The sequence below is a fragment of the Streptomyces termitum genome, from assembly GCF_014650175.1.
Taxonomy (GTDB): domain Bacteria; phylum Actinomycetota; class Actinomycetes; order Streptomycetales; family Streptomycetaceae; genus Streptomyces; species Streptomyces termitum.
The window spans coordinates 300,265-326,161 of sequence record NZ_BMUL01000001.1 but is presented as its reverse complement, the minus strand read 5'-3'; the positions used below and the strand labels follow the sequence as shown (position 1 = coordinate 326,161).

At 73.9% G+C, this 25,897-nt stretch carries 24 protein-coding genes; 12 read left to right on the top strand and 12 right to left on the bottom strand.

Going from position 1 to position 25,897, the window contains the following annotated elements:
* Positions 1-6 precede the first annotated feature (6 nt).
* Together mqnC and IE219_RS01530 are read right to left on the bottom strand one after the other, a co-directional pair.
* Positions 7-1,206, bottom strand: coding sequence for a cyclic dehypoxanthinyl futalosine synthase (mqnC, locus tag IE219_RS01535; RefSeq protein WP_189974591.1), 1,200 nt, complete (start codon positions 1,204-1,206; stop codon positions 7-9).
* Positions 1,207-1,530: 324 nt separating this feature from the next.
* On the bottom strand, positions 1,531-2,400 hold the full coding sequence (locus IE219_RS01530; protein WP_189974589.1) for a menaquinone biosynthetic enzyme MqnA/MqnD family protein: 870 nt from the start codon (positions 2,398-2,400) through the stop codon (positions 1,531-1,533).
* Positions 2,401-2,693: 293 nt separating this feature from the next.
* On the opposite strand from IE219_RS01530, the gene IE219_RS01525 reads away from it, so the two are divergent.
* Entirely contained in the window at positions 2,694-2,897 is a 204-nt protein-coding gene (locus IE219_RS01525) for a cold-shock protein (RefSeq protein WP_043227793.1), read from the top strand.
* 142 nt (positions 2,898-3,039) lie between these two features.
* Here IE219_RS01525 and IE219_RS01520 read toward each other — a convergent pair whose 3' ends face one another.
* Positions 3,040-3,885, bottom strand: a complete 846-nt coding sequence (locus IE219_RS01520; protein WP_189974587.1) for a M23 family metallopeptidase — start codon at positions 3,883-3,885, stop codon at positions 3,040-3,042.
* 134 nt (positions 3,886-4,019) lie between these two features.
* Between IE219_RS01520 and IE219_RS01515 the strand changes: the two genes are divergently transcribed.
* The 4 genes from IE219_RS01515 to IE219_RS01500 all read left to right on the top strand — a co-directional run bounded on the left by IE219_RS01515 (position 4,020) and on the right by IE219_RS01500 (position 9,491).
* Complete coding sequence (locus IE219_RS01515) at positions 4,020-4,430, top strand: DnaJ family domain-containing protein (protein WP_189974584.1); 411 nt, start codon at positions 4,020-4,022, stop codon at positions 4,428-4,430.
* Positions 4,430-4,942: a mycothiol transferase gene (locus IE219_RS01510; RefSeq protein ID WP_189974583.1), complete on the top strand. Its 513-nt coding sequence runs from the start codon at positions 4,430-4,432 to the stop codon at positions 4,940-4,942. The genes IE219_RS01515 and IE219_RS01510 overlap by 1 nt, the downstream gene beginning before the upstream one ends.
* Positions 4,943-5,162: 220 nt before the next feature.
* The gene (locus IE219_RS01505; RefSeq protein ID WP_229849529.1) at positions 5,163-7,382 is read left to right on the top strand and encodes an FG-GAP repeat domain-containing protein; all 2,220 of its coding nucleotides are present in this window, start codon (positions 5,163-5,165) and stop codon (positions 7,380-7,382) included.
* Between the two features lie 216 nt (positions 7,383-7,598).
* Positions 7,599-9,491, top strand: coding sequence for a serine/threonine-protein kinase (locus IE219_RS01500; RefSeq protein WP_229849528.1), 1,893 nt, complete (start codon positions 7,599-7,601; stop codon positions 9,489-9,491).
* On the opposite strand, the gene IE219_RS01495 is transcribed toward IE219_RS01500, so the two are convergent.
* Positions 9,488-9,895, bottom strand: a complete 408-nt coding sequence (locus IE219_RS01495; RefSeq protein WP_189974579.1) for a Zn-ribbon domain-containing OB-fold protein — start codon at positions 9,893-9,895, stop codon at positions 9,488-9,490. The two genes, IE219_RS01500 and IE219_RS01495, sit on opposite strands and share 4 nt — an antisense overlap.
* Positions 9,896-10,107: 212 nt before the next feature.
* Here IE219_RS01495 and IE219_RS01490 point away from each other — a divergent pair, with 212 nt between their 5' ends.
* From IE219_RS01490 to IE219_RS01475, 4 genes are all read left to right on the top strand, one after another.
* Entirely contained in the window at positions 10,108-11,247 is a 1,140-nt protein-coding gene (locus IE219_RS01490; RefSeq protein ID WP_189974577.1) for a flavin-containing monooxygenase, read from the top strand.
* 163 nt (positions 11,248-11,410) lie between these two features.
* Positions 11,411-13,633, top strand: a complete 2,223-nt coding sequence (locus IE219_RS01485; protein ID WP_189974575.1) for an acetate--CoA ligase family protein — start codon at positions 11,411-11,413, stop codon at positions 13,631-13,633.
* Between the two features lie 12 nt (positions 13,634-13,645).
* Complete coding sequence (locus tag IE219_RS01480; RefSeq protein ID WP_189974573.1) at positions 13,646-14,488, top strand: enoyl-CoA hydratase/isomerase family protein; 843 nt, start codon at positions 13,646-13,648, stop codon at positions 14,486-14,488.
* Between the two features lie 51 nt (positions 14,489-14,539).
* Entirely contained in the window at positions 14,540-15,139 is a 600-nt protein-coding gene (locus tag IE219_RS01475; RefSeq protein ID WP_189974571.1) for a flavin reductase family protein, read from the top strand.
* Here the strand turns inward: IE219_RS01475 and IE219_RS01470 are convergent.
* Positions 15,129-16,430 (bottom strand): MFS transporter, encoded by a 1,302-nt coding sequence (locus tag IE219_RS01470; protein ID WP_189974570.1) that lies wholly within the window; start codon positions 16,428-16,430, stop codon positions 15,129-15,131. The two genes, IE219_RS01475 and IE219_RS01470, sit on opposite strands and share 11 nt — an antisense overlap.
* A 92-nt stretch (positions 16,431-16,522) precedes the next feature.
* Positions 16,523-17,773 carry an MFS transporter gene (locus IE219_RS01465; RefSeq protein WP_189974962.1) on the bottom strand — a complete coding sequence of 417 codons (1,251 nt, stop codon included), beginning with the start codon at positions 17,771-17,773 and terminating at the stop codon, positions 16,523-16,525.
* A gap of 110 nt (positions 17,774-17,883) precedes the next feature.
* On the opposite strand from IE219_RS01465, the gene IE219_RS01460 reads away from it, so the two are divergent.
* Positions 17,884-18,888 (top strand): GlxA family transcriptional regulator, encoded by a 1,005-nt coding sequence (locus IE219_RS01460; protein WP_189974568.1) that lies wholly within the window; start codon positions 17,884-17,886, stop codon positions 18,886-18,888.
* Positions 18,889-19,055: 167 nt separating this feature from the next.
* Complete coding sequence (locus tag IE219_RS01455; RefSeq protein WP_189974566.1) at positions 19,056-19,424, top strand: peptidoglycan-binding domain-containing protein; 369 nt, start codon at positions 19,056-19,058, stop codon at positions 19,422-19,424.
* An 18-nt stretch (positions 19,425-19,442) separates the two neighbouring features.
* On the opposite strand, the gene IE219_RS01450 is transcribed toward IE219_RS01455, so the two are convergent.
* On the bottom strand, positions 19,443-20,492 hold the full coding sequence (locus IE219_RS01450; RefSeq protein ID WP_189974564.1) for a Zn-dependent alcohol dehydrogenase: 1,050 nt from the start codon (positions 20,490-20,492) through the stop codon (positions 19,443-19,445).
* 49 nt (positions 20,493-20,541) lie between these two features.
* Entirely contained in the window at positions 20,542-21,456 is a 915-nt protein-coding gene (locus tag IE219_RS01445; RefSeq protein WP_189974562.1) for an SDR family oxidoreductase, read from the bottom strand.
* Between the two features lie 84 nt (positions 21,457-21,540).
* Here IE219_RS01445 and IE219_RS01440 point away from each other — a divergent pair, with 84 nt between their 5' ends.
* The gene (locus IE219_RS01440) at positions 21,541-22,467 is read left to right on the top strand and encodes a cyclase family protein (RefSeq protein WP_189974961.1); all 927 of its coding nucleotides are present in this window, start codon (positions 21,541-21,543) and stop codon (positions 22,465-22,467) included.
* Positions 22,468-22,759: 292 nt separating this feature from the next.
* Here the strand turns inward: IE219_RS01440 and IE219_RS01435 are convergent, their stop codons facing one another.
* The 4 genes from IE219_RS01435 to IE219_RS32185 form a co-directional block, all read right to left on the bottom strand.
* On the bottom strand, positions 22,760-23,203 hold the full coding sequence (locus IE219_RS01435) for an ATP-binding protein (protein WP_189974560.1): 444 nt from the start codon (positions 23,201-23,203) through the stop codon (positions 22,760-22,762).
* Positions 23,204-23,640: 437 nt separating this feature from the next.
* Positions 23,641-24,507, bottom strand: coding sequence for an acyl-CoA dehydrogenase family protein (locus IE219_RS01430; protein WP_189974558.1), 867 nt, complete (start codon positions 24,505-24,507; stop codon positions 23,641-23,643).
* Between the two features lie 8 nt (positions 24,508-24,515).
* The gene (locus IE219_RS01425; protein WP_189974555.1) at positions 24,516-25,646 is read right to left on the bottom strand and encodes an acyl-CoA dehydrogenase family protein; all 1,131 of its coding nucleotides are present in this window, start codon (positions 25,644-25,646) and stop codon (positions 24,516-24,518) included.
* The gene (locus IE219_RS32185; RefSeq protein ID WP_268256824.1) at positions 25,646-25,771 is read right to left on the bottom strand and encodes a hypothetical protein; all 126 of its coding nucleotides are present in this window, start codon (positions 25,769-25,771) and stop codon (positions 25,646-25,648) included. The genes IE219_RS01425 and IE219_RS32185 overlap by 1 nt, the downstream gene beginning before the upstream one ends.
* Between the last annotated feature and the right edge of the window lie 126 nt (positions 25,772-25,897).

Genomic DNA, 25,897 nt, shown 5'->3' with positions numbered 1-25,897 from the left:
ACGGCCCTAGCGGGCGTCGAGGAGCTTGAGCTCCGGGTGGGCGGTGCCGCCCTCGATCGCCACCGAGGAGATGTGGGAGGCGACGCGCTCGTCGACCGGGTCGTTCGCCGGGTCGTCGTGGACGGCGAGGTGCTCGTAGGTGGTGGAGCGCTGGGCGGGGACGCGGCCGGCCTTGCGGATGAGGTCGATGATCTCCTGGCGGTTGGAGCGGTGCCTGGCACCGGCGGAGGAGACGACGTTCTCCTCCAGCATGATCGAGCCGAGGTCGTCGGCGCCGTAGTGAAGGGAGAGCTGGCCGACCTCCTTGCCGGTGGTGAGCCAGGAGCCCTGGATGTGGGCGACGTTGTCGAGGAAGATCCGCGCGATGGCGATCATGCGGAGGTACTCGAAGAGGGTGGCCTGCGTGCGACCCTTGAGGTGGTTGTTCTCGGGCTGGTACGTGTACGGGATGAAGGCCCGGAAGCCGCCCGTCCGGTCCTGCGCGTCGCGGATCATCCGCAGGTGCTCGATGCGCTCGGCGTTGGTCTCGCCGGTGCCCATGAGCATGGTGGAGGTGGACTCGACGCCCAGCCGGTGGGCGGTCTCCATGATCTCCAGCCAGCGCTCGCCGCTCTCCTTGAGGGGGGCGATGGCCTTGCGGGGGCGCTCGGGGAGCAGCTCGGCACCGGCACCGGCGAAGGAGTCGAGGCCGGCCGCGTGGATGCGGGTGACGGCCTCCTCGACGGAGACGCCGGAGATGCGGGCCATGTGGTCGACCTCGGAGGCGCCGAGGGAGTGGATGACGAGCTGCGGGAAGTCCTTCTTGATGGCGGCGAAGTGCTTCTCGTAGTACTCGACGCCGTAGTCCGGGTGGTGGCCGCCCTGGAACATGATCTGGGTGCCGCCGAGTTCGACGGTCTCCGCGCAGCGGCGCAGGATGTCGTCGAGGTCGCGGGTCCAGCCCTTCTCGGTGTCCTTGGGGGCGGCGTAGAAGGCGCAGAAGCGGCACGCCGTCACGCACACGTTGGTGTAGTTGATGTTCCGCTCGATGATGTACGTCGCGATGTGCTCGGTCCCGGCGTAGCGGCGGCGGCGCACCGCGTCGGCGGCGGCGCCGAGCGCGTGCAGGGGCGCCGAGCGGTACAGGTCGAGCGCCTCCTCGGGGGTGATCCGGCCACCCGCGGCGGCGCGGTCGAGAACGGACTGGAGATCGGCCTTCTCGGTCACCGGTGTCCCTTTCGGAGGATTGCTTCGGGGTCTGTGACGGACCGATCCAGCGTACGTCAGCGGGGCGGGCGGCCCGGGGCGGGGTCCGCCCCGGGGCGGCACCGGCATGAAATTCGGATGAACGTTCATCCGCGCGAATCCCGTGGAGCAAGTGGAGCGAATGGGAAGGCGCGGTGGGGGTCGTCCGCGAATTGCGAAGGGGAATGCCGGAACTCTCCCGGAGCCGGTCCCGAACTCCTCCGGGGGCCGGTCCCGAACTCTCCCGGGGGTTGGTCCGGAACTCTCCCGGGGGGCGGTCCGGGGCTTTGCCGGACGCCCTGTCGGCTATTCGGCCGGCGGGAGCAGTTCGACGGTCACGTCGGCCGGAAATCCGGTCGTCGGTCCGGTGCGGCGGGCGAACTCCCGGACCCCGGCGAGTTGCTCCGGGCCGAAGCGGAAGTCGAGGGTGCGGAAGTAGCGCTCCAGCAGCTCGGCGTCGAATGCCTCCCAGCGGGCGGCCTGTTCGGCCACCTTGGCGACCTCGTCGAGGGAGAGGTCGCGGGAGGCGAGGAAGGCCCGGTGCACCTCGTGGACGGTCTCCGGCTCGCGGGCCAGGTAGTCCTTGCGGGCGGCCCAGACGGCGAAGACGAACGGCAGCCCGGTCCACTCCTTCCACATCAGGCCGAGGTCGTGGACCTGGAGCCCGAGCCGGGGCGCGTCGTGCAGGGAGGCGCGCAGCGCGGCGTCGCCGATCAGCACCGCCGCCTCGGCCTCCTGCATCATCAGGCCCAGGTCGGGCGGGCAGGTGAAGTAGGCCGGCTCGACCCCGTACCGCTCGGAGAGCAGCAGCTGGGCGAGGCGGACGGAGGTGCGGGAGGTGGAGCCGAGGGCGACGCGGGAGCCGTCCAGCTCCTCCAGGGGCCGCTGGGAGACGATCACGCAGGACATGACGGGCCCGTCGCAGCCGACGGCGATGTCGGGGAGGGCGACCAGCTCTTCGGCGTGGCGGAGGTACTCCACGAGGGTGATGGGGCCGATGTCGAGGTCGCCGCGCACGAGCCGCTCGCTGAGCTTCTCGGGGGTGTCCTTGGTCAGCTCCAGGTCGAGGAGGGTGCCGGTTCTGGCGAGGCCCCAGTAGAGGGGGAGGCAGTTCAGGAACTGGATGTGTCCGACCCGGGGGCGGCTGCGCTGGTGCTCGTCGTTCGCATTGTCCACATCGCGAGGCTAGACCCGTCTCGTACCGTGGACATCGCCGGGGACATCGCGGCGGACATCGCGGCGGACATCGACGAGGCCGTCAGCGCGTTAGGATCGGTTCAAACATGAGGGTGACGTGATCTCTCCCTCTATCGCGGCGTGAGCACTGCGTGCTACGCTCGACGCAAGTTGCAGTTTGGTTTCCCTTGCAGTACAGAGCCTGCGGAGCATGTAACCCGCAGGCTTTTGTAGTTTTCAGACTTGTTTGCAGGTTCTGGAGCAGGGCGACCCTTTGGCCCATAGGAGGGCTCATGGCTACCGGAACCGTCAAGTGGTTCAACGCTGAAAAGGGCTTTGGCTTCATCGCCCAGGAAGGCGGCGGCCCGGATGTCTTCGTCCACTACTCCGCGATCAACGCGAACGGCTTCCGTTCGCTTGAGGAGAACCAGCAGGTGAGCTTCGACGTCACGCAGGGCCCGAAGGGTCCGCAGGCGGAGAACGTCACCACGATCTGAACGCCGTAGTGGCGATCGCGATCTTCTAGAGCAGTACCCAAGGAGCCCCGCTCCGTGCCGCAGGTGCGGCACGAGCGGGGCTCCTGCCCGTTCCCGGGCCCGTTTCGGGCGGGCCCGGCGGGAGCGGTCCCGTTCCCGGTGCTCAGCAGTCCCGGATCACGGTGCCGTTGTTGTCCCGGGCCTCGTCGTTGCCCCAGCGGGAGAGGTAGTAGGCGGAGACGTAGGCGTTCCGGCCGTTCTTCCCGGCGTAGACGGTGTCGAGGTCGGTGCGGAGCCACCAGTGGTTGTAGCTGGTGCCGCTGCCGATCTGCCGGCCCCAGACCTTGCAGTAGACGTAGTTCGTGCCCGCGTTCAGGACGCCCTGGGCGTCGGTGCTGTTCGGGCCCGCGTAGCCGGTGGCGTTGGCGAAGGTGTCCACCCAGTACTTCGTGGGAGTGCCGCCGCCGCAGCCGTTGTCGCTGGTCAGGCTCTTGGAACCGTAGGAGCCGGGGTACGGGGCGAGCGAGGCGCCGTTGATCACGATGGACTGGCCGGTGCCGTTGTAGAGCTGCTCGTAGTGGATGTGGGCGCCGGAGCTGTTGCCGGTGGAGCCGGTGGTGCCGATCTGGCGGCCCTGGGAGACGGCCTCGCCATGGGCGACCGAGTAGGCCGAGAGGTGGAAGTAGTAGGTCTGCCAGCCGCCGCCGTGGTCGATCACGATGTAGTTCCCGGCGCCGGACGGCTGGGAGTAGCGGTAGGCGGTGCCGGAGGCGGAGGCCAGGACGGGGGTCCCGGCGGTGGCGCCGCCGTCCGAGCGGATGAAGTCGAGGGCCTGGCGGACCTCGGCGGAGTGGTGGCTGTAGGTCCATTTCTGGCCGCAGGGGAAGGGCGCCTTGAAGAGGGGGGCGGCGTGGGCGGTGCCGGCCGTGCCGAGGACCGTGAGCAGTCCGGCGAGGAGGGCGAGCAGGCCGCCGAGGGCGGGGATTCGTGCCGTACGCGGGTGTCGCATGCGGTTTCTTCCTCCGGGAAGGGGAAAAGGGGCGGTGGACGCGCGTTGAGCGGCACCAGGGTGCCGGACGGCGGGCCGCCGCAGTAGACCGCGTACGCCACACGCTTCCCGGCCCGGATACGTACGCTGGACACATGACCGAACGGAAACCGCCCGGTGTCAGCTTCGAGTCCTTCGTCGACCGGCAGATCCGGGAGGCGGCGGAGCGCGGCGACTTCCGGACGCTCCCCGGCTTCGGCCGGCCCCTTCCCGACGACACGGCCCCCTACGACGACCTGTGGTGGGTCAAGCAGAAGATGCACCGGGAAGGGGTGGCGGTACTGCCGCCCGCCCTCCGGCTCCGCAAGGACGTCGAGGACGCCGGGGCCGCGGTGGCGGCGGCCCGCTCGGAGAGCGAGGTCCGGCGGATCCTCGGCGACATCAACACCAGGATCGCGGAAGCCCTGCGCCGTCCCCCGGCGGGCCCGCCGCTGCGCCTGGCGCCGTTCGACGTCGAGGCGGAGCTGGCCCGCTGGCGGGAGGCGCGCGACGCCCGGGAGGCGTGATGAGGAGTGCCGGTCTGCTGCTGGACGGCTTCGGGCGGGTCCGTGAGGCCGTTCACGCGGCCGTGAAGGGGCTCGGCGAGGACGCGCTCGCCGCCCGGCTGGATCCGGAGGCCAATGCGATCGCCTGGCTGGTCTGGCACCTCACCCGGGTGCAGGACGACCACCTGGCGGACGCCTTCGGCACGGAGCAGCTGTGGCGTGCGGAGGGGTGGCGGGACCGCTTCGGGCTGCCCTTCCCGGCCGGGGCGACGGGGTACGGGCAGTCACCGGCGGACGCGGGCCTGGTACGGGCCCCGGCCGCGCTGCTGCTGGGCTACCACGACGCGGTGCAGGACCGGACGGCCGCACTGCTGGCCCCGGTCACGGACGCGGACCTGGACCGGGTGGTGGACACGGCCTGGGACCCCCCGGTGACGCTGGGCGTCCGCCTGGTCTCGGTGATCGCGGACGGCCTCCAGCACGCGGGCCAGGCGGCGTACGTACGGGGCGTGCTGGGCCGGACGGGCGGCTGAGGGGTCGCCCGCTCCCCGGGCCGCGCCCGGAACGTCCCGCCGGACCGGCCGGTGCGGGGCCTTTTTCCGTTGCCGGAACGGGGTCGTTCCTGGAATGCTCCGCTCCGGCCCGGCCGATGTCGTGAGGATTTTCTCCTCTCGTACAACCGATCGGTTCCGTCGGGTGTCCGATCCGGCGTGGCACTTTCTCGTGCCCGTGTTTCCTTTTCTGGGGGTTTCCTTGCAGCACCGCTCCACCGGTTCCCGTCTCGCCGTCGCCGTCACGGCCGTTCTCGCCGTGACCGCGCTCGGTGCCGGGTCCCTGGCCGCCGCTCCGGTGGCCTTCGCGGCGTCCGCCGCCGCGGCGCAGGACGGCGCCCTGCCCGCCGTGCCGACGGGCGCCCGGGTGCTGGCCACGGGTCCGTCGGGCCTTCTCACGCAGGACGACTGGCCGTCGGTCGCCATGGCCTGGACGCCGCTCGACGGCGGCGCGCCGGTTCCGGTGACGATTCCGGCGGGCGGCGGCTGGGCGTCGGCGGGCGGGGACGTCCTCGTCCTCGGCGACGCGCCCTCCGCCCGCGACATGCGCAAGGTCAGTCTGCGGAACATGGCGGTCCGGGACTCCGTCCCCGTGGACATCGACCTGACCTCCCTCGACGGGCGGTACGTGACCGTCCTCGGTCCGGACACCGTGCTGGCCGAGCTGCCGAAGCCCGACGGCTCCTCGGAGCTGGCCGTGGTGACGAAGACCGCCGCCGGTCTGACCACGAAGCCCGTGACCGGACTGCCCGCGGGCGCCCGGCGGTTCTACAGCGACGCGCCGATCGTGGACGGCCAGGTCTTCGTCGGCCACATGGCGAGCACCACCAAGCCGCTGGCCGGCGGCCGGTCCGTGATCGACATCGCCACCGCCTCCGTCGTGCTGACGTACGGCGCCTCCGAGGGCGGGATCGAGTACGGCCACCTGCTGTTCTCCCCGTCGTTCGTGGCCTGGTACGAGCGCGAGGGCACGACGATCACCCTCGTGGCGGTGGACCGCCGGGTCCCCGAGCGGGAGACGAAGGTCCTCGGCACCGAGAGCACCAACATGCTCGCCACCCTGGCGGGCGACTGGCTGGTCTACGGGCATTCGAAGGGCGTCCGCGCCTACTCGCTGTCCAGCGGCGACGGCCGGGTCATCACCGACGAGATCAACGGGACGACCGGTCTGGCGGCCCTGGAGGGCGGCGACTCGCTGGTCAGCGGGCGGCGCCCCGACGGCAGCATCGGCGTCTTCCGCCTGAGCACGGCGGAGACGTACCGCGAGCTGGTCGTCACCAAGGCGGCCGAGATGACGGAGGGCGCCCCGCTCGCCGTCACCCAGTCGCACGTCCCGGCCACGGTGGACCTGGACAAGTCCGGCGGCCGGGTGAAGCTGGGCTGGACGCTGTCGCGCCCGGACGCGGTGGTGGACGTGACGGTCACCCACACGGCGACCGGCAAGGCGTACCGGACGTCGATCAACCCGGTCACCGACGGCACGCTGTTCTCGTTCGAGTGGTCCGGCGAGGTCTTCCGGCCGAGCGGTCCGTACACCGACGACGCCCCGAACGGCGCGTACACGGTGGCGATGGTGGCGACGCAGGTCGACGGCGTCGGGGAGCCGGTGCGGCTGACGCTGCCGATGCAGGTCACCCGTACGCCCAACCCCCACGACTTCAACGACAACGGCTCGCCCGACCTGCTCGCCCGGGACTCCTCCGGCGTGCTGTGGCGCGAGGACCTGCGGGACCGGCCGCTGGACGGGGTGGTCAAGGCCGCCTCCAGGACCCGGATCGGGTCGGGCTGGAACTACCGGGTCATGGAGGCCGTCGGCAACATCGGCGGGGGCACGGCGGGCGATCTGCTCGCCCTCGACGGCTCCCACGTCCTGTGGCTGTACCTGGGCTACGGCGACGGGACCTTCACCAGCCGCATCCAGGTCGGCACGGGCTGGAACTACGACAAGCTCACCGGCGGCTCGGACGTGACCGGTGACGGCAAGGCCGACATCCTCGCCACCGACTCCGCGGGCGTGCTGTGGCTCTACAAGGGCACCGGCAGCTACAAGACGCCGTACGAGCCGCGCGTGAAGGCGGCCACCGGATGGAACACGTACAACCAGATCACCGCGCTCGGGAACATCGCGGGCGGCGCGGGCGGCGACGTCGTCGCCCGGGACGCCTCCGGCACGCTGTGGCTGCACCTGGGCAACGGGGACGGCACCTTCGCCAACCGCGCCAAGGTCGGCACCGGCTGGGGCGCCTTCTCCCAGCTCGTGAACGCGGGCGACGTCGACGACGACGGCCGCCCCGACCTGATCGCGTACGGCTCCGGCGGCACCTTCCTCTACCGGTCCACCGGCAGCTGGTCCGCCCCCTTCACGAAGGCGGCGACCTCGCTCTACGCGGGCGAGGGCACCACGTTCACGAACGTCTTCTGACGGGACCCGTCCCGCGCGGGGCTCCGTCGAGGACACCCCCGCGCGTCTGACCGGCCGCGCGCGCAAGGGCCTTCCCGGTACGCACCGGGGAGGCCCTTCGGCGTTCACGGAACCTTCAACCACAGCCCGGTAACAAGACGCTGACGGCGATTCAGTTGCCTGTGACACTCGGCTACCCTGTGGCCCATGCAGGGGGAATTGGAAAACGACTCTAGTTTGGCGGGCAGCGGTGCGATACCGCTCGAAGAGGACGACCCGCGCCGCATCGGGGCCTTCCGCCTGCTCGGCATCCTCGGCTCCGGCGGCATGGGCCGGGTCTACCTGGGGGCCGTGCCGGGGACGTACGCGGCGGTGAAGCGGGTGCTGCCCGTGCTCGCCGAGGACGCGGACTTCCTCAGCCACTTCGGGCACGAGCTGGACAACCTCGCGCGGCTGCCCGCCGGGGCCAGCACCCGGCTGCTGGCGAGCGACCGGCTGGCGAAGCCGCCGTGGTTCGCGACCGCCTTCATCCCCGGCGTCACCCTCAACGACGCGCTGCGGCTCCACGGCGGGCCGCTGCCCGCCGACGCCCTGTGGCGGCTGCTGCGCGAGGCGGCGGCCGGACTGCGGTCCGTGCACACCGCCGAGATGGTGCACCGCGACCTCAAGCCGTCCAACGTCATGCTGACCAAGGACGGGCTCTCCCTCATCGACTTCGGCGTCGCGCGGGCCGCCGACCAGAGCAGGCTGACCAAGACCGGCATGGTCATCGGCACGCCCGCCTACATGGCGCCCGAACAGGCCGTCGCCGACCGCGAACTGACCGGCGCCGCCGACGTCTTCGCCCTCGGCAGCCTCATCCTCTACGCGGCCAACGGCCGGCCGCCCTTCGGCGACGGCTCCGGACCCGACCTGCTCTACCGGGTCGTCCACGGGCAGCCCGACTTCGGCACCCTGGAGGAGACCGACCCCGACCTCGCCGGGCTCGTCCGCACCTGCCTCGCGAAGGACCCCGCCGACCGGCCCACCGCCACCGAACTCGTCGGGCACGCGGACGCGCGGGCCGCCGGGGTCGCCTGGCCGGAACCGGTCGCCGCGCGGATCGCGGAGCGCGCCGCCTTCGCCGCCGGGGCGCCGACCGCCGAGACCCTGGCCGCGCTGGAGGCCGCCGACCCCACCGAGGACGAGGCCACCGCGCCCCTGACCCCGCAGGTGCGGGTGCCGGTGCCGGGCGACCCGCTCGTCACCTCGCAGCCCGGGAAGCCCGAGAAGCAGCGGCGCAACCGGCTCCTCCTCATGGCCGTGCCCGTCGTCATCACCACGGGGACGACCCTGACGCTCGCCCTCGGGCCGTACGAGATCGGGCGCGCGGGCGCGCAGGGTCCGCCGTCCGGCGGGCCGAGCAGCGCGGCCCCGCAGCAGCCCGGCCCGGCCTCCCCCGGCGCCCCGACCACCACGGCCTCCGCCTCCCCGTCCGCCTCGGGCCCCTCCTCCGCCGCGCCGCCCGGCGGGCCCTCGTCGGCGGCCCCGCCGCCGCCCGGCGCCCCGGCCCAGCTCCCGCCGCCCCCGGCGGGCGGGTCCGGCGGCGGCTCCGGGGGCGGTTCCGGGGGCTCCGGCGGCGGGTCGAAGACGACGGCCGCGCCGCCCGCCCCCCAGCCGACCACCGCGCCGAGGACGACCGCCCCGCGCCCCGCCACCACCACGCCCAAGCCTCCGGCGACGACGGCGAAGTACTACTCCCTCCGGAACTCGGGCACCACCGACTGCCTCGCGGAGGTCGTCTTCAGCTACGGCGCCCAGGTCGCCGCCACCAAGTGCGGCGAGGCGAGCAACGCCATGGGCACGTACTCCTTCACCTGGAAATACGTGGGCAAGTCGGACGGCACCTTCCAGCTGATCAGCAAGAAGTCGGGGATGTGCCTCCACGCGCAGCCCAGCTCCTTCCTGATCACCGCCCCCTGCGACGGCTCGGCGAACCAGCTCTGGAAGACCTACCGCCCCTCCAGCCAGGGCTTCATGGTCAAGAACTTCGCCCTGGACGCCTGCCTGGTCCCCCAGTCCTTCCAGGCGTCGGTCCTCCGCTGCGAGACCGGCACCCCCCACTACTGGAAGTACGCCGGACCGGTCTAGGGCCTGTCCGGCCGGGCGGTGAAGACGGGGACCGCCACGCCGTCGTCGCCCGTGCGGAAGGAGACGGACAGCGGCATCCCGATCCGGAGGTCCGCCTCCGGGACGCCGACGACCTCGGTCATCACGCGCGGGCCCTCCGCCAGGTCCACGACGGCGGCCACGTAGGGGACGCGGTCGCCGAAGGGCGGGAGGTCGTTGCGGTGGACGACGGACCAGGTGTAGAGCACCGCCCGGCCGCTCGCCTCCGTCCAGCGGACGTCCTCGCTCCAGCAGTGCGGGCAGAACTCGCGCGGATAGTGGTGGGGGCGGTCGCAGGCGGCGCAGTGCCGGAGCAGGAGGCGGCCCTCGGCGGCGGCGTCCCAGTAGGGGCGGGTGAAGGCGTCGATGTCGGGGGTGGCGGTCACGGGGACTCCGCTCTCGGGGGGGGGGGGGGGGGGGGGGGGGGCGGGACCGGGGCCGTACGGGCGCTCCCCGGCACCGGAACCCGGAACTGACGGTACGTCAGTTCAGCGCACCCGGCGCCGCTCCGCAAGCCCCGCACGGCGTGACCGTTTCGCAACCGAAATCCCTCTTGACCGAGACCCACCGCGTGTACACGTCATTACGCTCAGCAGTCATGGTCACCACCCCCCAAGAGCCGGTCTACGTCATCGGCGCCGGCCCCGGCGGGCTCGCGGTCGCCGCCACCCTGCGCGCCCGCGGCGTCCGCGCCGTCGTCCTGGAGCGGTCCGACGCCGTCGGCGCCTCCTGGCGCGGCCACTACGACCGGCTGCGGCTGCACACCACCCGCCGCCTGTCCGCCCTGCCCGGCCTGCGCATCCCCCGCTCCTACGGCCGCTGGGTCGCCCGCGCCGACGTCGTCCGCTACCTGGAGACGTACACCGAGACGCACGAGCTGGACGTCGTGACCGGGGTGGAGGTGCACCGGATCGACCCCGGCGAGGACGGCGGCTGGGTCCTGCACGCGACCGGCGGGCGGCGGCTCACCGGCCGGGCCGTCGTCGTCGCCACCGGCTTCAACCACACCCCGCGCGTGCCGTCCTGGCCCGGCCGCGACACCTACGCCGGGGAGCTGGTCCACGCCCGCGAGTACCGCAACCCGGAGCGCTACGCGGGCAAGGACGTCCTCGTCGTCGGCATCGGCAACACCGGCGCCGAGATAGCCGCCGACCTCGCCGGGGGCGGCGCCGCCCGGGTCCGGATCGCGGTCCGCACCGTCCCGCACATCGTCCGCCGCACCACCGCGGGCTGGGCCTCGCAGCGCAACGGCATCCTCATGCGGCGGCTCCCCGCCCGCCTGGTCGACCTCCTCGGCACCGGCATGAACCGGCTCGCCGTCCCCGACCTCTCCGCCCACGGCCTGCCCCGCCCGGACACCGGCCTCGCCACCCGCGCGCGGGCCGGGGCCATCCCGGTCCAGGACGTGGGGCTGATCGACGCGGTGAAGGCCGGGACCGTCGAGGTCGTCGCCGCCGTCGAGTCCTTCGACGGGGACGAGGTCGTGCTCGCCGACGGCAGCCGAATCGCCCCCGACGCGGTCATCGCCGCCACCGGCTACCGGCGCGGCCTGGAACCCCTCCTCGGCCACCTCGACGCCCTCGACGAGCGGGGCCGCCCCGTGGCCTCCGGCGCCCGCAGCCCCCGCCACGCCCCCGGCCTCTACTTCATCGGCTTCTCCAACCCCATCAGCGGCATGCTCCGCGAAATGGCCCTCGACGCGGAACGCATCGCCCGCCGGATCGCACGCACGCGCTAGGCCCGGACCGCCGGCCGCACGGCCCCGTCCGGGGAGTCCCGGGCGGGGCCTTCGTGCTTCTTCCGTCCCGCCCCATTCCTGACTAGGCGTCAGTTCTGTAATCTGACAGTGCGTCAGGTCACTTGTCCTGGACGCCTCCAGCACGGAAGGGCGGAGCGCAACGATGCTTGGATCGACCCACGGCACCTTCACCACCGGTCTGCGCGCCCGCGTGGAAGCCTGCGGGGAGACACCCCGCGACGCCGTCCACGGGCACGCCGCCGCGCCCGGCGACCTGGACGTCAGCGGCCGGCCGCTGCACGCCGCCGTCCCCGACCTCGACCGCTTCTTCCGGCCCCGGACCGTCGCCGTCGTCGGCGCCTCCGACGCCGAGGGGCGGCCGAACACCGGCATCACCCGGCAACTGCTCGCCTGGGCCGGGCGGGTCGGCGCGGAGCTCGTACCCGTGCATCCGAAGCGCACCACGGTCTTCGGCCTGCCCTGCGTCCCCACCGTCGACGACCTCCCCGGGCCCGTCGACCTCGCCGTCCTCCTCGTCTCCGACCCGCTCCCCCTCGTCGAGGAGCTCGGCCGGGCCGGCATCCGCTTCGCCGTCGCCTTCGCCTCCGGCTTCGCCGAGACCGGCGCCGACGGGGCCGCCGCGCAGGAACGCCTCGCCGAGGCCGTCCGCCGCAGCGGCGTCCGCCTCCTCGGCCCCAACACCAACCTCAACGCCTTCGAGCACTTCCGCGACGACCTCGACGGCCCCGCCATCGCCCTCATCACCCAGTCCGGACACCAGGGCCGCCCCCTCTTCACCCTCCAGGAGCTCGGCGTCCGGCTCTCCCACTGGGCCCCCACCGGCAACGAGGCCGACCTGGAGACCGCCGACTTCCTCTCCTACTTCGCCTCCCTCCCCGAGGTAGGCGCCGTCGCCGCCTACGTCGAAGGGCTCAAGGACGGGCGGTCCTTCCTGCTCGCCGCCGACCGGGCCGCCCGCGAAGGCGTGCCCGTCGTCGCCGTCAAGGTCGGCCGCACCGAGACCGGCGCCCGCACCGCCGCCTCCCACACCGGCAAGCTCACCGGCGCCGACCGGGTCGTCGACGCGGCCATGCGGCAGTTCGGCGTCATCCGCGTCGACGGCCTCGACCAGCTCCAGGACACCGCCGCCCTCCTCGCCCGCGCCCGCAAACCCCTCGCCGACGGCGTCGTCGTCTACTCCATCTCCGGCGGTACGGGAGCCCACTTCGCCGACCTCGCCACGGCCGCCGGGCTCGACCTGCCCACCCTGCCGCAGGCCAAGCAGGACGAGCTGCACCAGTGGATCCCCGACTACCTCAACGTCGCCAACCCGGTCGACAACGGCGGCCACCCCGTCGGCGACTGGCGCGGCCGGAAGATCATCGACGCGATCCTCGCCGACCCCGCCGTCGGCGTCCTCGTCTGTCCCATCACCGGGCCCTTCCCGCCCATGAGCGACAAGCTCGCCCAGGACCTCGTGGACGCCGCCGAGGCCACCGACAAGCTGGTCTGCGTGGTCTGGGGCTCGCCCGTCGGCACCGAGGAGGCGTACCGCACCACCCTCCTCGGCTCCTCCCGCGTCGCCACCTTCCGCACCTTCGCCAACTGCGTCGGCGCCGTGAAGGCCTACCTCGACCACCACCGCTTCACCGCCGACTACCGCTCCCCCTTCGACGAGGCCCCCCGCACCCCCTCGCCGTCCCTCCGCAAGGCCCAGGCCCTCCTGCGGCCCGGCCGGCGGCTCAGCGAGCACGCCGCCAAGCAGCTGCTGCGCGCGTACGGCATCCGCGTCCCGCGCGAACAGCTCGTCACCAGCGCGGCGGCGGCCGTCCGCGCCGCCGGGCTCGTCGGCTACCCCGTCGTCATGAAGGCGTCCGGCACCCAGCTCGCCCACAAGACCGAACTCGGCCTGGTCAAGGTCGGTCTCACCTCCGCCAGCCAGGTCCGCGACGCCTACCGCGACCTCACCGACATCGCCCGCTACGAACAGATCGACCTCGACGGCATCCTCGTCTGCCAGATGGTCGGCAAGGGCGTCGAGATGGTCGTCGGCGTCACCCGGGACGAACTCTTCGGGCCCACCGTCACCGTCGGACTCGGCGGTGTCCTCGTCGAAGTCCTGAACGACACCGCCGTCCGCGTCCCGCCCTTCGGCGAGCGCGAGGCCCGCTCCATGCTGGACGAACTGCGCGGCCGGGCCCTCCTCGACGGCGTCCGGGGCGCCCCGCCCGCCGACGTCGACGCCCTCGTCGAAGTCGTCCTGCGGGTCCAGCGGATGGCCCTCGAACTCGACGGCGACCTCACCGAACTCGACATCAACCCGCTGATGGTGCTGCCGCGCGGCCAGGGCGCGGTGGCCCTCGACGCGCTCGCCGTCTGCCGATAGGAGCCCGCCGCCATGGCCCCCGCCCCCGCCGAGCCCGCCGAGTCCTCGGAGCCCGCCGCGTCCGCGCCCCCCGACGTGCTGCACGCGGTCGAGAACGGCGTCTCCTGGATCACCCTCAACCGGCCCGAGGCGATGAACGCCGTCACCTGGGACCAGCGCGAACGGATCATCGGCCTGCTCGCCGACGCCTCCGCCGACCCGGACGTCCGCGCCGTCGTCCTCACCGCCACCGGACGCGGCTTCTGCGCCGGGGCCGACCTGCGGGGCGGGCCCCGGGCGGACGGCGAGCGGGTCGCCGGGGACGTCGCCCGGATGATCCGGCGGGGCGCCCAGCGCTTCGTCACCGCCGTCCTCGACTGCGAGAAGCCCGTCCTCGCGGCCGTCAACGGCACGGCGGCCGGGATCGGCGCCCACCTCGCCCTCGCCTGCGACCTCGTCCTCGCCGCCGAGGACGCCCGCTTCATCGAGGTCTTCGCCCGCCGGGGCCTGGTCCCCGACGGCGGCGGCGCCTACCTGCTGCCCCGGCTGATCGGCCCCCAGCGCGCCAAGGAGCTGATGTTCTTCGGCGACGCCCTCCCGGCCGCCGAGGCCCACGCCATGGGCCTGGTCAACCGCGTGGTCCCGGCCGGCGAGCTGGCCGCGACCGCCCGGGAGTGGGCCGAGCGCCTCGCCCAGGGCCCCACCCGCGCCCTGGCCCTCACCAAGGCCCTGGTCAACGCCTCCCTCGACTCCGACCGGGCCACCGCCCTCGCCGCCGAGGCCACCGCCCAGGAGCTCAACATGACCACCCGGGACGCCCAGGAGGGCGTGGCGAGCTTCGTGGAGCGGCGGGAGGCGCGGTACGAGGGCCGGTGAGGGGTGCTGCGGGCCTTCCCATCTGACGCATCGTCAGTTTCAATGCTGGACATGATGGGACACGCGGGGATGGCGGCCAGCGCCGTCCGACACCTGAGAGCGGCCGGGGCGCCCACGGCCGTCGAACCCCTCCCCCGGCCCGCGCTGCGGGCCGTGCGGGAGGACGAGCGGGCGCCCCTCGACCCGGCGGAGTTCCGCCGGGTCCTCGGACACTTCGCGAGCGGCGTCACCCTGATCACCGCCACCGGCCCGGCGGGCCCCACCGGCTTCGCCTGCCAGTCCTTCGCCTCGCTCTCCCTCGACCCGCCGCTCGTCGCCTTCATGGTCGCCAGGACCTCCACCACCTGGCCCCGGATCGCCGCCGCCGGCACCTTCTGCGTCAACGTCCTCGGCGCCGGCCAGGCCCCCCTGTGCCGGTCCTTCGCGGTCAGCGGCGCCGACAAGTTCGCGGGCGTCGACTGGACCCCCGCCCCGGTCACCGGCGCCCCCCGCGTCACCGGCGCCCCCGCCTGGATCGACTGCACCGTCACCGCCGTCCACACCGGCGGCGACCACCTGATCGTGGTCGGCCGGGTGGAAGCCCTCGACGCGGCCGACGAGAGCGCCCCGCTCCTCTTCCACCGGGGAAGGTTCGGCGGCTTCACGCCGTGAGCGGGCGGCCCTCCGGGGTGCCGGGGCGGCGGATGACCAGGGACATCAGGGCCGCCGCCGCGCACAGGGCGCCGGCCGCGTACCAGACGACGTCGTACGAGCCGAAGACGTCGCGGGCCACGCCGCCCGCGAAGGCGACGGCGGCGGCGCCGACCTGGTGGGAGGCGAGGACCCAGCCGAAGACGATCGCCGAGTCGTCGCCGTAGTGCTCGCGACACAGGGCGATCGTCGGGGGGACCGTCGCCACCCAGTCCAGGCCGTAGAAGACGACGAAGAAGAGCATCGGCGGCTGCACCGAGGGCGCCAGCAGCATCGGCAGGAAGAGGAGCGAGACGCCGCGCAGCGCGTAGTAGACCGCGAGGAGGCGGCGGGGCGAGAAGCGGTCGGTGAGCCAGCCGGAGGCGATCGTGCCCGCGACGTCGAAGACGCCGATGACGGCGAGCAGTCCGGCGGCGGCCGTGACCGGCATGCCGTGGTCGTGGGCGGCGGGCACGAAGTGCGTCTTGATCAGGCCGTTCGTCGAGGCGCCGCAGATCGCGAAGGCGCCCGCGAGGAGCCAGAAGGGGCCGGTCCGCGCCGCCTTGAACAGGACGGTGACCGCGCGGCGGGCCGCGCCGGTGACCGGGGCGGGCTTGGGCGCGTACTCCCCGCCGTACGGGGCGAGGCCGACGTCCGCCGGGTGGTCGCGCAGCAGCAGCCACACGAAGGGGACGACGGCGAGCGCGGTGAGCGCGACGGTCACGGCGGCCGGGCGCCAGCCGTGGTCCTCGACCAGCCAGGACAGCAGCGGCAGGAAGACGAGCTGCCCGGAGGCGCCGGCCGCCGTGAGGATGCCGGTCACCAGGCCCCGGCGGGCGGCGAACCAGCGGTTGGTGACGGTCGCGGCGAAGGCCAGCGCCATCGAGCCGCTGCCCAGGCCGACGAGGATCCCCCAGAAGAGGACGAGCTGCCAGGCGGCCGTCATCCAGACCGTGAGCAGCGAGCCGAGCGCGATCACCGAGAGCGCGGCGGCGACGACCCGGCGGATGCCGAAGCGGTCCATGAGGGCGGCGGCGAAGGGGGCCGTGAGGCCGTACAGCGCGAGGTTCACCGAGACCGCGAAGCCGATCGTGCCGCGCGACCAGGCGAACTCCTCGTGCAGCGGCTCGATGAGCAGGCCCGGCAGGGAGGCGAAGCCGGCCGCGCCGATGACCGTCACGAAGGTGACGGCGGCGACCGACCAGGCGCGGTGGAAGCGGGGGGTGCGGGAGGGCTGGGGGGTGGAGGGGCGGGCCTCCGTCGTCTGGGCCATGTCATGAGCATCGCCCGGGACCCGTACCCCCGCCATTGGCCCGGCTGCCATCTTTCCAACGGATCGGGCCACCCTCCCCTTCCCCCGTGCGGCTAGGAGATCCGGGGCAGGTTCCTGATCGGGCGGACCGACAGGAGGGCCGTGACCACCAGGACCGCGATCGAGGCGCCCGCGAGGAGGACCGCCTCCGGGCCGACGACGCCCGCGACCGGGCCGGAGAGCGCGCGGCCGACGCCCATCATGAGCAGGGAGCCGGCGACGTCGTAGGCGTGCATCCGGTTCAGGGCCTCCTGCGGGACGTGCGTCTGCACCGCCGTGGACCACATCACCAGCCAGTACGCGAAGGCCGTGCCCGCCACGAACTGGCCCGCCGCCAGGGCCGGGACGGGCGCGTCGAGGCCGAGCAGGACGAGGTTCACCGGCAGGCCGAGGAGCGCGACCGCGCCGGAGGCCAGCGGGCGGCGGGGCCGGATCCGCAGGGCGAGCAGGCCGCCGAGCGCGCTGCCCGCGCCGTTGACCGCCATCAGCACGCCGTAGACGGCCGACCCGTGCGCGCCGGTCACCAGGCTCGCGGTGAGCGGCACCATCGGCCCGGCCACCGTCAGGCCGTACACCGTCCAGATGGAGATGACCCCCCACAGCCAGCTCCGGGAGCGGAACTCGCGCCAGCCGAGGGCGAGCTCGGCGGCGAAGGAGCCGCGCCTGCGGTCGTCGGCGGGGGCCGGGGGCAGCCGCATGAGGAGGAAGCAGACGGCGCTGACGGCGAAGGTGGAGGCGTTGGCGGCGAAGGCGGCGCCCGCGTTCCACAGCGCCACGAGGAGGCCCGCCAGCGCCGGGCCCGCCATCGTCATGAGGGCCTCGGCGACCCGCAGGACCGCGTTGGCGCGCTGCACGTCGGGCGCGATGCGCGGGATCGTGGAGGCGACGCCCGGCTGGAAGAGGGCCGCGCCGACGCCCGCGACGACGGAGAGCCCGTACACGGCCCACAGCGGCGGGCTGCCGACCGCGAAGGAGACGGCGAGGAGCCCGGCGCCGGGCAGCCGCAGCAGATCGGCGGTGATCATCATGCGGCGGGCGGTGAAGCGGTCCGCGAGGACGCCGCCGAAGAGGACGAAGACGGCGAAGGCGGCGGTCCACAGGCCGAGCGCGTAGCCGACGGTGGAGCCGGGGCGGCCCGCGCCGAGGAGGCCGGCGGCGAAGGCGACCGGCACCATCCCCTCGCCGAGGACGGCGGCGGCGCGGGCGGTGAAGAAGAGGCGGAAGTTGCGGTTCCAGAGCGCGGGCGGGACGACGGGGGCGGGAATCCGCGCGCCGGCCTCAGACTTGTAGGTGTTGTCCGTCACGGAGAGCCAGTGGTACCACCGAGTGGTCTGGACCACCACTCCTTTTTCCGGAGACCGGGCCCCCGGGCCCGCTCCGCCCGCCCTTTCCACGCCACGACGGGAGGAACCCCGTGCCGCACCCCGCCCCGGGCCCCGGCCCCGCACCGCACCGCGTCGTCGTCCTCGCCCTGCCCGGCATCCTCCCCTTCGAGCTGGGCATCCCGCACCGGATCTTCGGCCGCGCCCGGGACCCCGAGGGACGGCCGCTCTACACGATCACCACCTGCGCCGTGACCGCAGGGCCGGTGCGGACCGACGCGGACTTCGCCATCCACGTCGAGCACGGCCCGGAGGCGCTCGCCGCCGCCGACACGGTCGTCGTCCCCGCCTCGTACGAACTGGGGCCGGTCTACGAGGAGGGCAGGCTCCCCGCCGACCTGGCCGCCGCCCTCGCCCGCATCCGGCCCGGCACCCGGCTCGTCGCCATCTGCACCGGCGGGTACGTGCTCGCCGCCGCCGGCCACCTCGACGGGCGCCCGGCCACCACCCACTGGGCCTCGGCCGAACACTTCCAGCGCCTCTTCCCGTCGGTGCGGGTCGACGCGGACGTCCTCTTCGTCGACGACGGCGACGTCCTCACCTCGGCGGGCGTCGCCGCCGGGCTCGACCTGTGCCTGCACCTGGTGCGCCGCGACCACGGCGCGGCCGTCGCCAACGACGTCGCCCGCCGCACGATCGTCCCGCCGCACCGGGACGGCGGCCAGGCCCAGTACATCGCCCGCCCGGTCCCGGACGGCACCGCGCACACCACCACCGGCGCCCGCGCCTGGGCCCTGGCCCACCTCGACGAGCCGCTGCAACTGCGCGACCTCGCCGAGCGGGAGGCGATGAGCGTGCGGACCTTCACCCGCCGCTTCCGCGACGAGGTCGGCGTCAGCCCCGGCCAGTGGCTCACCCGGCAGCGCATCGAGCGGGCCCGGCACCTGCTCGAAACCACCGACCTGCCGGTGGACCGGATCGCCCGGGACGCCGGCTTCGGCACCGCCCAGTCGCTGCGGGTCCAGCTGACCGCCGCGATCGGGGTCACCCCCAGCGCCTACCGCCGGACCTTCCGCCTCCCCCAGGCGGACGGCTGAGGGGGCGGGCGGTCACCGGCCGGGCGAACGGCCCCCGGGCGGGTACGTCCCGGGAACGCGTCCCGGGACGTGTCCGGGACCCGTGAGACGGCCGGGACGGGCCGGGCGGCGCCTACGGTCGGTCCGGGCCCGGCATCCGGCCGGCCCGTCCCGAAGGGGGAACACCCATGCGCAAGCGCCTGCTGACCGGTCTCGCCACCGCCGGACTCGTCCTGTCGGGCGGCCTCCTGGCCGCGCCCGCCGCGAACGCGGCGATCATCCCGGACAAGTGCGGGTACACCGCCGCGGAGCCCGAGCTGGCCTACGGCGACCGGGGCACGGCGGTGACGCAGCTCCAGTGCGAGCTGAACAACTCCCTCTCCCCGAACACCTACGGCTCGCTGACGAAGGACGGCGACTGGGGCCCGGCCACCGAGCGGGCCGTCCGGAACTTCCAGGCGTGCGTCGGCATCACGCAGGACGGCATCGTGGGCCCGCAGACCTGGTCCCGGCTGAACGCCGCGGCGAGCGACTCCACGAACTGGCGCTGCCGCTGACCGCACGGCCGCCCGTGGCTAGAAGACCAGCACCCCCCGGGCGACCTTGCCCGCCTCGGCGTCCTCGCGGGCCCGGTCGAACTCCTCCACCGGGTACGAGGCGGTGACCAGTTCGTCGAGGAGGAGGGCTCCGGAGCGGTACAGCTCGGCGTAGAGCGGGATGTCCTTCTGGGGGCGGGAGGAGCCGTACCGGCAGCCCAGGACCGACTTGTCGAGGAACATCGCGGCGGGCGGGAAGCTCGCCTCCGCCTTCGGCGCCGTCATCCCCAGCAGCACGGCCTGCCCGTGCCGGTCGAGGAGGTCGATGGCGGTGCGGACCAGACCGGTGTGGCCGACGCACTCGAAGACGTGGTCGGCGCCGGTCGGCAGCACCTCGCGGACGCCGTCGGCGGAGGGCAGGAAGTGGGTGGCGCCGAAGCGGCGGGCCACCTCCTCCTTCGCCGGATTGGTGTCCACGGCGACGATCGTGAGCGCGCCCGCGATCCGGGCGCCCTGGAGGACGTTCAGCCCGATGCCGCCGGTGCCGATGACGACGACGGTGTCGCCCCGGGCCACCCGGGCCCGGTTCAGGACGGCGCCGACGCCGGTGAGGACGCCGCAGCCGAGGAGCGCGGCGGAGGCGAACGGCACGTCCTCGGGGATCTTCACCGCCTGCACCGCCTTCACGACGGTCCGCTCGGCGAAGGACGAGTTGGAGGCGAACTGGTAGAGGTCCCGGCCGCCGCGCGAGAAGGGCTTCCCGGGCATCCCGATCGCCTTGCGGCACATGGTGGGGCGGCCGGTGTCGCAGTCGGGGCAGGCCCCGCAGTTGGCGAGCGTGGAGAGCGCCACGTGGTCGCCGGGGACGACGTGCCGCACCCCCTCCCCGACCGCCTCCACGACCCCGGCGCCCTCGTGTCCGAGGACGACGGGCGGCGGGAAGGGGATCGTCCCGTCGATGACGGACAGGTCGCTGTGGCAGAGCCCGGCGGCCCGGATGCCGACCAGCACCTCCCCGGGCCCCGGCGGCCGCACCTCCAGGTCCGTGACGACCTCGACCCGCTTCCCGTCGAACACCACACCCCGCACGACAGCCCCTCCCTCGTCTCCTGTTACCGGTACCGGTCGTCCGTCCCGCTCACTGGTTCGGGCGCGCGCCCTCCGCCGCCGCGCGGGCCATCTCCTCCAGCCGGGCCAGCATCGGCATCGGATCGGTGCCGACCGTCCCGGGCAGGAAGTCCGCGATGCGCTCCGGCGTCCACCCGCCGCCCTCCGCGTATCCGGCCCGCAGTTCGCGGGGCTGCGCCCAGACGGCGATCTTGGGGCCGGCGATCGTGTAGACCTGGCCGGTGATCCGCTCCTCGCGGGCCCGCTCGGAGAGCAGGTAGACGACGAGCGCGGCGACGTCCTCCGGCTCCCCGATCTCCTTCAGCTCCATCGGCACGTTGGCGGACATCCGGGTCCGGGCGACGGGCGCGACCGCGTTGGCGGTGACGCCGTACTTGTGGAGGCCGAGGGCGGCGCTGCGGACCAGCGAGATGATCCCGCCCTTGGCCGCCGCGTAGTTGGCCTGGGCCACCGACCCCTGGTGGTTGCCGCTGGTGAAGCCGACGAGCGTGCCGGAGCCCTGCTTGCGCATGACGGCGGAGGCGGCCCGGAAGACGGTGAAGGTGCCCTTGAGGTGGGTGGCGACGACGGGGTCCCACTCCTCCTCGGACATGTTGAACAGCATCCGCTCGCGCAGGATGCCGGCCACGCAGACGACGCCGTCGATCCGGCCGTACGCGCTCAGCGCCGTGTCGACGACCCGCTGCCCGCCGGCCATCGTGGAGATGTCGTCGGCGACGGCGACGGCGGTGCCGCCCGCGGCCTCGATCTCCTTCACGACCCCGGCGGCGATCTCGGAGGTCGGTTCGCCGCCCTCGACGGAGACCCCGTAGTCGTTGACGACGACCTTGGCGCCCTCCGCCGCGCAGGCGAGGGCGACGGCGCGGCCGATACCGCGTCCCGCCCCGGTCACGGCGACGACCTTGCCCGCCAAGAAGTTCCCCATCTCCGGCCCCTTCCCGCAGTTTCTGACGGTCCGTTAGATTCTATGGGTCGCCAGATGCCGGAAAACAAGACCCCGGAGGCCCCGATGTCCCTCCCCGCCGCTTTCCACGAGATCGCCGCGCGCGTCAACAACTGGGGCCGCTGGGGCCGGGAGGACGAGATCGGGACCCTGAACCTGATCACCGACGAGGTGGTGCGGGAGGCCGCCGCCACCGTCCGCCGCGGCCTGCGCGTGCCGCTCGCGGTGGAGCTGAAGCAGGACGGGGTGCAGACCGGGATGATCCCCGGCCGGGTCAACCCGCTGCACGTGATGGTGCAGGTCAACCAGGAGCTCTTCGGCCCCGGCACGGTCGCCACCAGCGACGACGCGGTGACCCTCGGCCTCCAGGCCGGCACCCACTGGGACGCCCTCACGCACGCCTCGCACTCGGGCCGGATCTACAACGGCCGCCCCGCCGACACCGTCACCGCGCACGGCCGGGCGGCCTTCAGCGGCATCCACACCGCCCGGCACCTGGTCAGCCGGGGGGTGCTCCTGGACGTGGCGGCGGCGAAGGGGGTGGACCGGCTGCCGGGCGACCACGCGGTGACCCCGGAGGACCTGGACGAGGCGGCGGAGTTCGGGCGGGTCACGGTCCGGGCGGGCGATGTCGTCCTCGTACGGACGGGGCAGATCCGGGCGTACCTGGCGGGCGACCGGCACGGGTACGCCTTCCCGTCGCCGGGGCTCTCGGTCCGCACGCCGGAGTGGTTCCACGCGCGGGACGTGGCGGCCGTCGCCAACGACACGCTGACCTTCGAGATCTTCCCGCCGGAGATCGAGGACCTGTGGCTGCCGGTGCACGCGCTGGACCTGGTGGAGATGGGGATGCTCCAGGGCCAGAACTGGAACCTGGAAGAACTGTCCACAGCCTGTGCACAAGAAGGCCGGTACGCCTTCCTGCTCTCCGCGATGCCGGAGCCCTTCGTCGGCGGCACCGGCACGCCGGTCGCCCCGGTCGCCCTGCTCTGACCGCCCGAGGGCGCGCACGGGGGCCGCGCGAAGGCACGCACGGGGGCCGCACGGGGGCCGCGCGAGGGCACGTGCGGGGGCCGCGGGGGCGCGCACGAAGGCGCGTGCGAGGGCGGGCCGGAGGACGAGGGGCGCGCGGAAAGGCGGCGGGCGGCGGCGCGCCCGCGCGCGCCCCGAGCACGGCACGTACGGCCGCCGCCCGGCCACGACCCGCACCTGCCGAGGGCGCACGGCCCTCGGCTCCCCTCGCCACGAATCGCTCACCCCAGGGTGGGCAAAACGGAACGAACCGTCAACAGTGCACCCGGCCGGGTGAGCCGAAGCCCTCCCCGGCGACGGGGTCGGCCGGCGACCGGTCCACCTCGCACCAGATGCTCTTGCCGACGCCCTCGCGCTGCCAGCCCCACCGGTCGGCGAGACCGTCCACGAGTTCGAGCCCGCGCCCGTTGGTGTCCTCGCCGGCGGCATGGCGGGGCCGGGGCGGCCGATCGCTCGCGTCGGCGACCTCCACCCGCACCCCTCCCTCCGCCGCGAAGAGCATCCGCAGCACGGCCGGGCAGCCGGTGTGCACCACCGCGTTGGTGACCAGCTCGGAGATGAGCAGCACCAGCGTCTCCGCGAGCGGCTCGTCCTCCCCTATGCCCGAGCCGGCGAGCCGTTTCCTGGCCCACCTCCGCGCACGGCCCACCTCCGCCGGGTCCGGCCCGACCTCCAACTGAACCTGAAGCACCTGCACCGTTCACACCATCCGAACCGGCGAACACACCTTCACGGAACGTGATTACCTTGCGAGACAGCATGGTTGACGTACAGTCACCGCAACAAGCGCTTCGGGCATATTCCAGCGCGAAGGAGTACGCATGGTCCATACTGTGCGACGCACTCGGCGGGGAGGTCGAACGCGGGGCGCGATCCCGGGCCCGCGAGCACGCGCGTCCCCCGGAGAGTACCGGAGCGGAACGTCCCTTCCGGCCCGTGACGGCCCCCCGCAGGACACAACCCGATATCGGCTCGCACCCCGAATCGAACACGCTCCGTCACCAGTTCGCCCGCTGTTCACCCGGTCCGGTGGGAGCGCGCTCACGGTCCGTGGACACGCTCCGGAAGAGACCGGGGAGCCGGTCCGGACCGGGCCGGACCCGGGACCCGTACGGCCCCGGATCCCGTACGGGCCTAGAGCGCGTCGGCCACCCGTTCCGCCGCGCGCGCCCCCGGCAGCAGCAGCGCGGCCCGCACCCAGGCCCGCTTCAGGTGGAGGTGCACGTCCGCCTCCCAGGTGAAGCCCATGCCGCCGTGGACCTGGAGGCAGTCCCGGGCGTTCGCCACCGCCGCCTCGTCGGCGAGCAGCTTCGCCCCCGCGATCTCCACCGGCTCCGCGGTGACCGCCGCCCCGTGCACGGCGGCCCGCGCCAGCTCGGTCCGCACCAGCATCCCGGCACACAGGTGCTTGACCGCCTGGAAACCGCCGATGACCTGCCCGAACTGCTCCCGCTGCCCGGCGTACGCGACGGCCGCGTCGGTGCACCAGGCGGCGGACCCGACCTGCTCGGCGGCGGTCAGCAGCACCGCCTCCCAGCGGAGTCCGGCCGGCCCGCCGGGCACCCGGTGCAGGGGCGTCAGCGGATCGACCGACCGCACCGGCACCGCGCCGGCGGCGGGGCCGAGGACCACGTCCGCGTCGTCCGCCCACGGCAGCAGCCCCTCCGGCGAGACCTCCGTGACGACGGCGGTCCCCTCCGCCGCCCCCGGCACGCGCCCCGCCGCCAGGTGGGTGGCGACCAGCGGGCCGGGCAGCAGCGCCCGCCCCGCCTCCTCGAAGAGCAGCACCGCCTCCGGCAGTCCGAGCCCGACGCCGCCCGCCGCCTCCGGCAGCCGCAGCGCGAAGAGGCCCGCCTCGCCCAGCTCCTTCCACAGCGCCCGGTCGAGCCGGGCCGGGCCGTCGGCGGCGGCCCGCAGCGCCTCGCGGCCGAACCGCCCGGCGAGCAGTTCCCGCATCCCCCGCGCCAGATCCCGCTGGTCCTCGCTCGGTCGGAAGTCCACGGTCCCGCTCACCGCCCCTTCGGCAGGCCGAGGATGCGCTCGGCGACGATGTTGCGCTGGATCTGGCTGGTGCCCGCGGCGATCGTGTACGAGAGGGACGAGAGCCGGTCGAGGGTCCACTCCCGGCCGAGGTCGAGCGCGTCGGGCCCGAGGACCTCGGCGGCGGCGTCGTACAGCTCCTGGCGGGCGTGCGAGTAGTGCAGCTTGAAGACGGAGCCGCCGGTGCCGGGCACGCCGCCGGCCCCGGCCTCGCTGACGTTGCGCTGGGTGAGCCGCCACAGGGCCAGGAACTCGGCGGAGAGGCGGCCGAGGCGGCGGCGCAGGGCCGGGTCGTCCCAGGTGCCGTTGGCCCGTGCCGTACGGGCGAGTTCGCCGAGGAGGCGGCGGCAGGCGACGACCTCGCCGACGAAGGCGGTGCCGCGCTCGAAGGAGAGGGTCACCATGGTGACGCGCCAGCCGTCGTCCTCCTCGCCGACCCGGTTCGCGACCGGCACCCGCACCTCGTCGAGGAAGAGTTCGGCGAACTCGGCGGAGCCGGCGAGGGTGCGCAGCGGGCGGACCGTCACGCCCGGCGCGTCCATGGGCAGCGCGAGCCAGGTGATGCCCCGGTGCCGGGGCCCCTCGGTGCCGGTGCGCACCAGGAGTTCGCACCAGTCGGCGACCTCGGCGTGCGAGGTCCAGATCTTCTGCCCGGTGACGACGTACGCGTCCCCGTCCCGGACCGCCCGGGTCCGCAGGGAGGCCAGGTCGGAGCCGGCGCCGGGCTCGCTGAAGCCCTGGCACCACACCTCGTCGCCGCGCAGCACCGGCTCCAGCCAGCGCTCCCGCTGCTCGGGCGTGCCCTCGGCGGCGATGGTCGGCCCGGCGTGCAGGAGACCGACGAAGTTGGCGCCGACGTAGGGGGCGCCGGCCCGCTCGGTCTCCTCCAGGAAGACCAGCCGCCGGGCGGGCGAGGCGTCCCAGTGGACGTGCCCGTACCCCGCGTCGTAGAGCCGCCGCTGCCAGCCGCAGTCGTACGCCCGCCGGGCCGGCCAGTCGAGCGGGTCGGGGCGCGGCGGCAGTCCGGGCAGCACGGCGGCCAGCCACGCCCGCAGCCCCGCGCGGAACTCCTCGTCCTCCTCGGTGTGGGTGAGGTCCATCAGACGCGCCCCCGGGAGCGGGCGCCCTCGGCGGCGCGGGCGGGCCGGGGTGCGGAGGGAGAGCGGGCGGGCCGGATCGCGCGGGCGGGCTCTTCCGCGCCGGTGGCGCGGGGCGGTTCGGTCATGACCCCTCCTGATATCTGATGGATCGTCAGATCCCGGTGCCGCCAGGCTAGCCCCGCACCCCTGGACCGACAAGGACCGGCCCTCTACGCTCTCCGCACGATCTGACGGTCCGTCAGCGAAGAGGA

Coding starts and splice junctions, on each gene's coding strand:
- IE219_RS01525 (WP_043227793.1), top strand. CDS start 2,694: ATGGCTACCGGAACCGTCAAGTGGTTCAACGCTGAAAAGGGCTTTGGC.
- IE219_RS01520 (WP_189974587.1), bottom strand. CDS start 3,885: ATGCGACACCCGCGTACGGCACGAATCCCCGCCCTCGGCGGCCTGCTC.
- IE219_RS01515 (WP_189974584.1), top strand. CDS start 4,020: ATGACCGAACGGAAACCGCCCGGTGTCAGCTTCGAGTCCTTCGTCGAC.
- IE219_RS01510 (WP_189974583.1), top strand. CDS start 4,430: ATGAGGAGTGCCGGTCTGCTGCTGGACGGCTTCGGGCGGGTCCGTGAG.
- IE219_RS01490 (WP_189974577.1), top strand. CDS start 10,108: ATGGTCACCACCCCCCAAGAGCCGGTCTACGTCATCGGCGCCGGCCCC.
- IE219_RS01485 (WP_189974575.1), top strand. CDS start 11,411: ATGCTTGGATCGACCCACGGCACCTTCACCACCGGTCTGCGCGCCCGC.
- IE219_RS01480 (WP_189974573.1), top strand. CDS start 13,646: ATGGCCCCCGCCCCCGCCGAGCCCGCCGAGTCCTCGGAGCCCGCCGCG.
- IE219_RS01475 (WP_189974571.1), top strand. CDS start 14,540: ATGATGGGACACGCGGGGATGGCGGCCAGCGCCGTCCGACACCTGAGA.
- IE219_RS01470 (WP_189974570.1), bottom strand. CDS start 16,430: ATGGCCCAGACGACGGAGGCCCGCCCCTCCACCCCCCAGCCCTCCCGC.
- IE219_RS01455 (WP_189974566.1), top strand. CDS start 19,056: ATGCGCAAGCGCCTGCTGACCGGTCTCGCCACCGCCGGACTCGTCCTG.
- IE219_RS01445 (WP_189974562.1), bottom strand. CDS start 21,456: ATGGGGAACTTCTTGGCGGGCAAGGTCGTCGCCGTGACCGGGGCGGGA.
- IE219_RS01440 (WP_189974961.1), top strand. CDS start 21,541: ATGTCCCTCCCCGCCGCTTTCCACGAGATCGCCGCGCGCGTCAACAAC.
- IE219_RS01425 (WP_189974555.1), bottom strand. CDS start 25,646: ATGGACCTCACCCACACCGAGGAGGACGAGGAGTTCCGCGCGGGGCTG.
- IE219_RS32185 (WP_268256824.1), bottom strand. CDS start 25,771: ATGACCGAACCGCCCCGCGCCACCGGCGCGGAAGAGCCCGCCCGCGCG.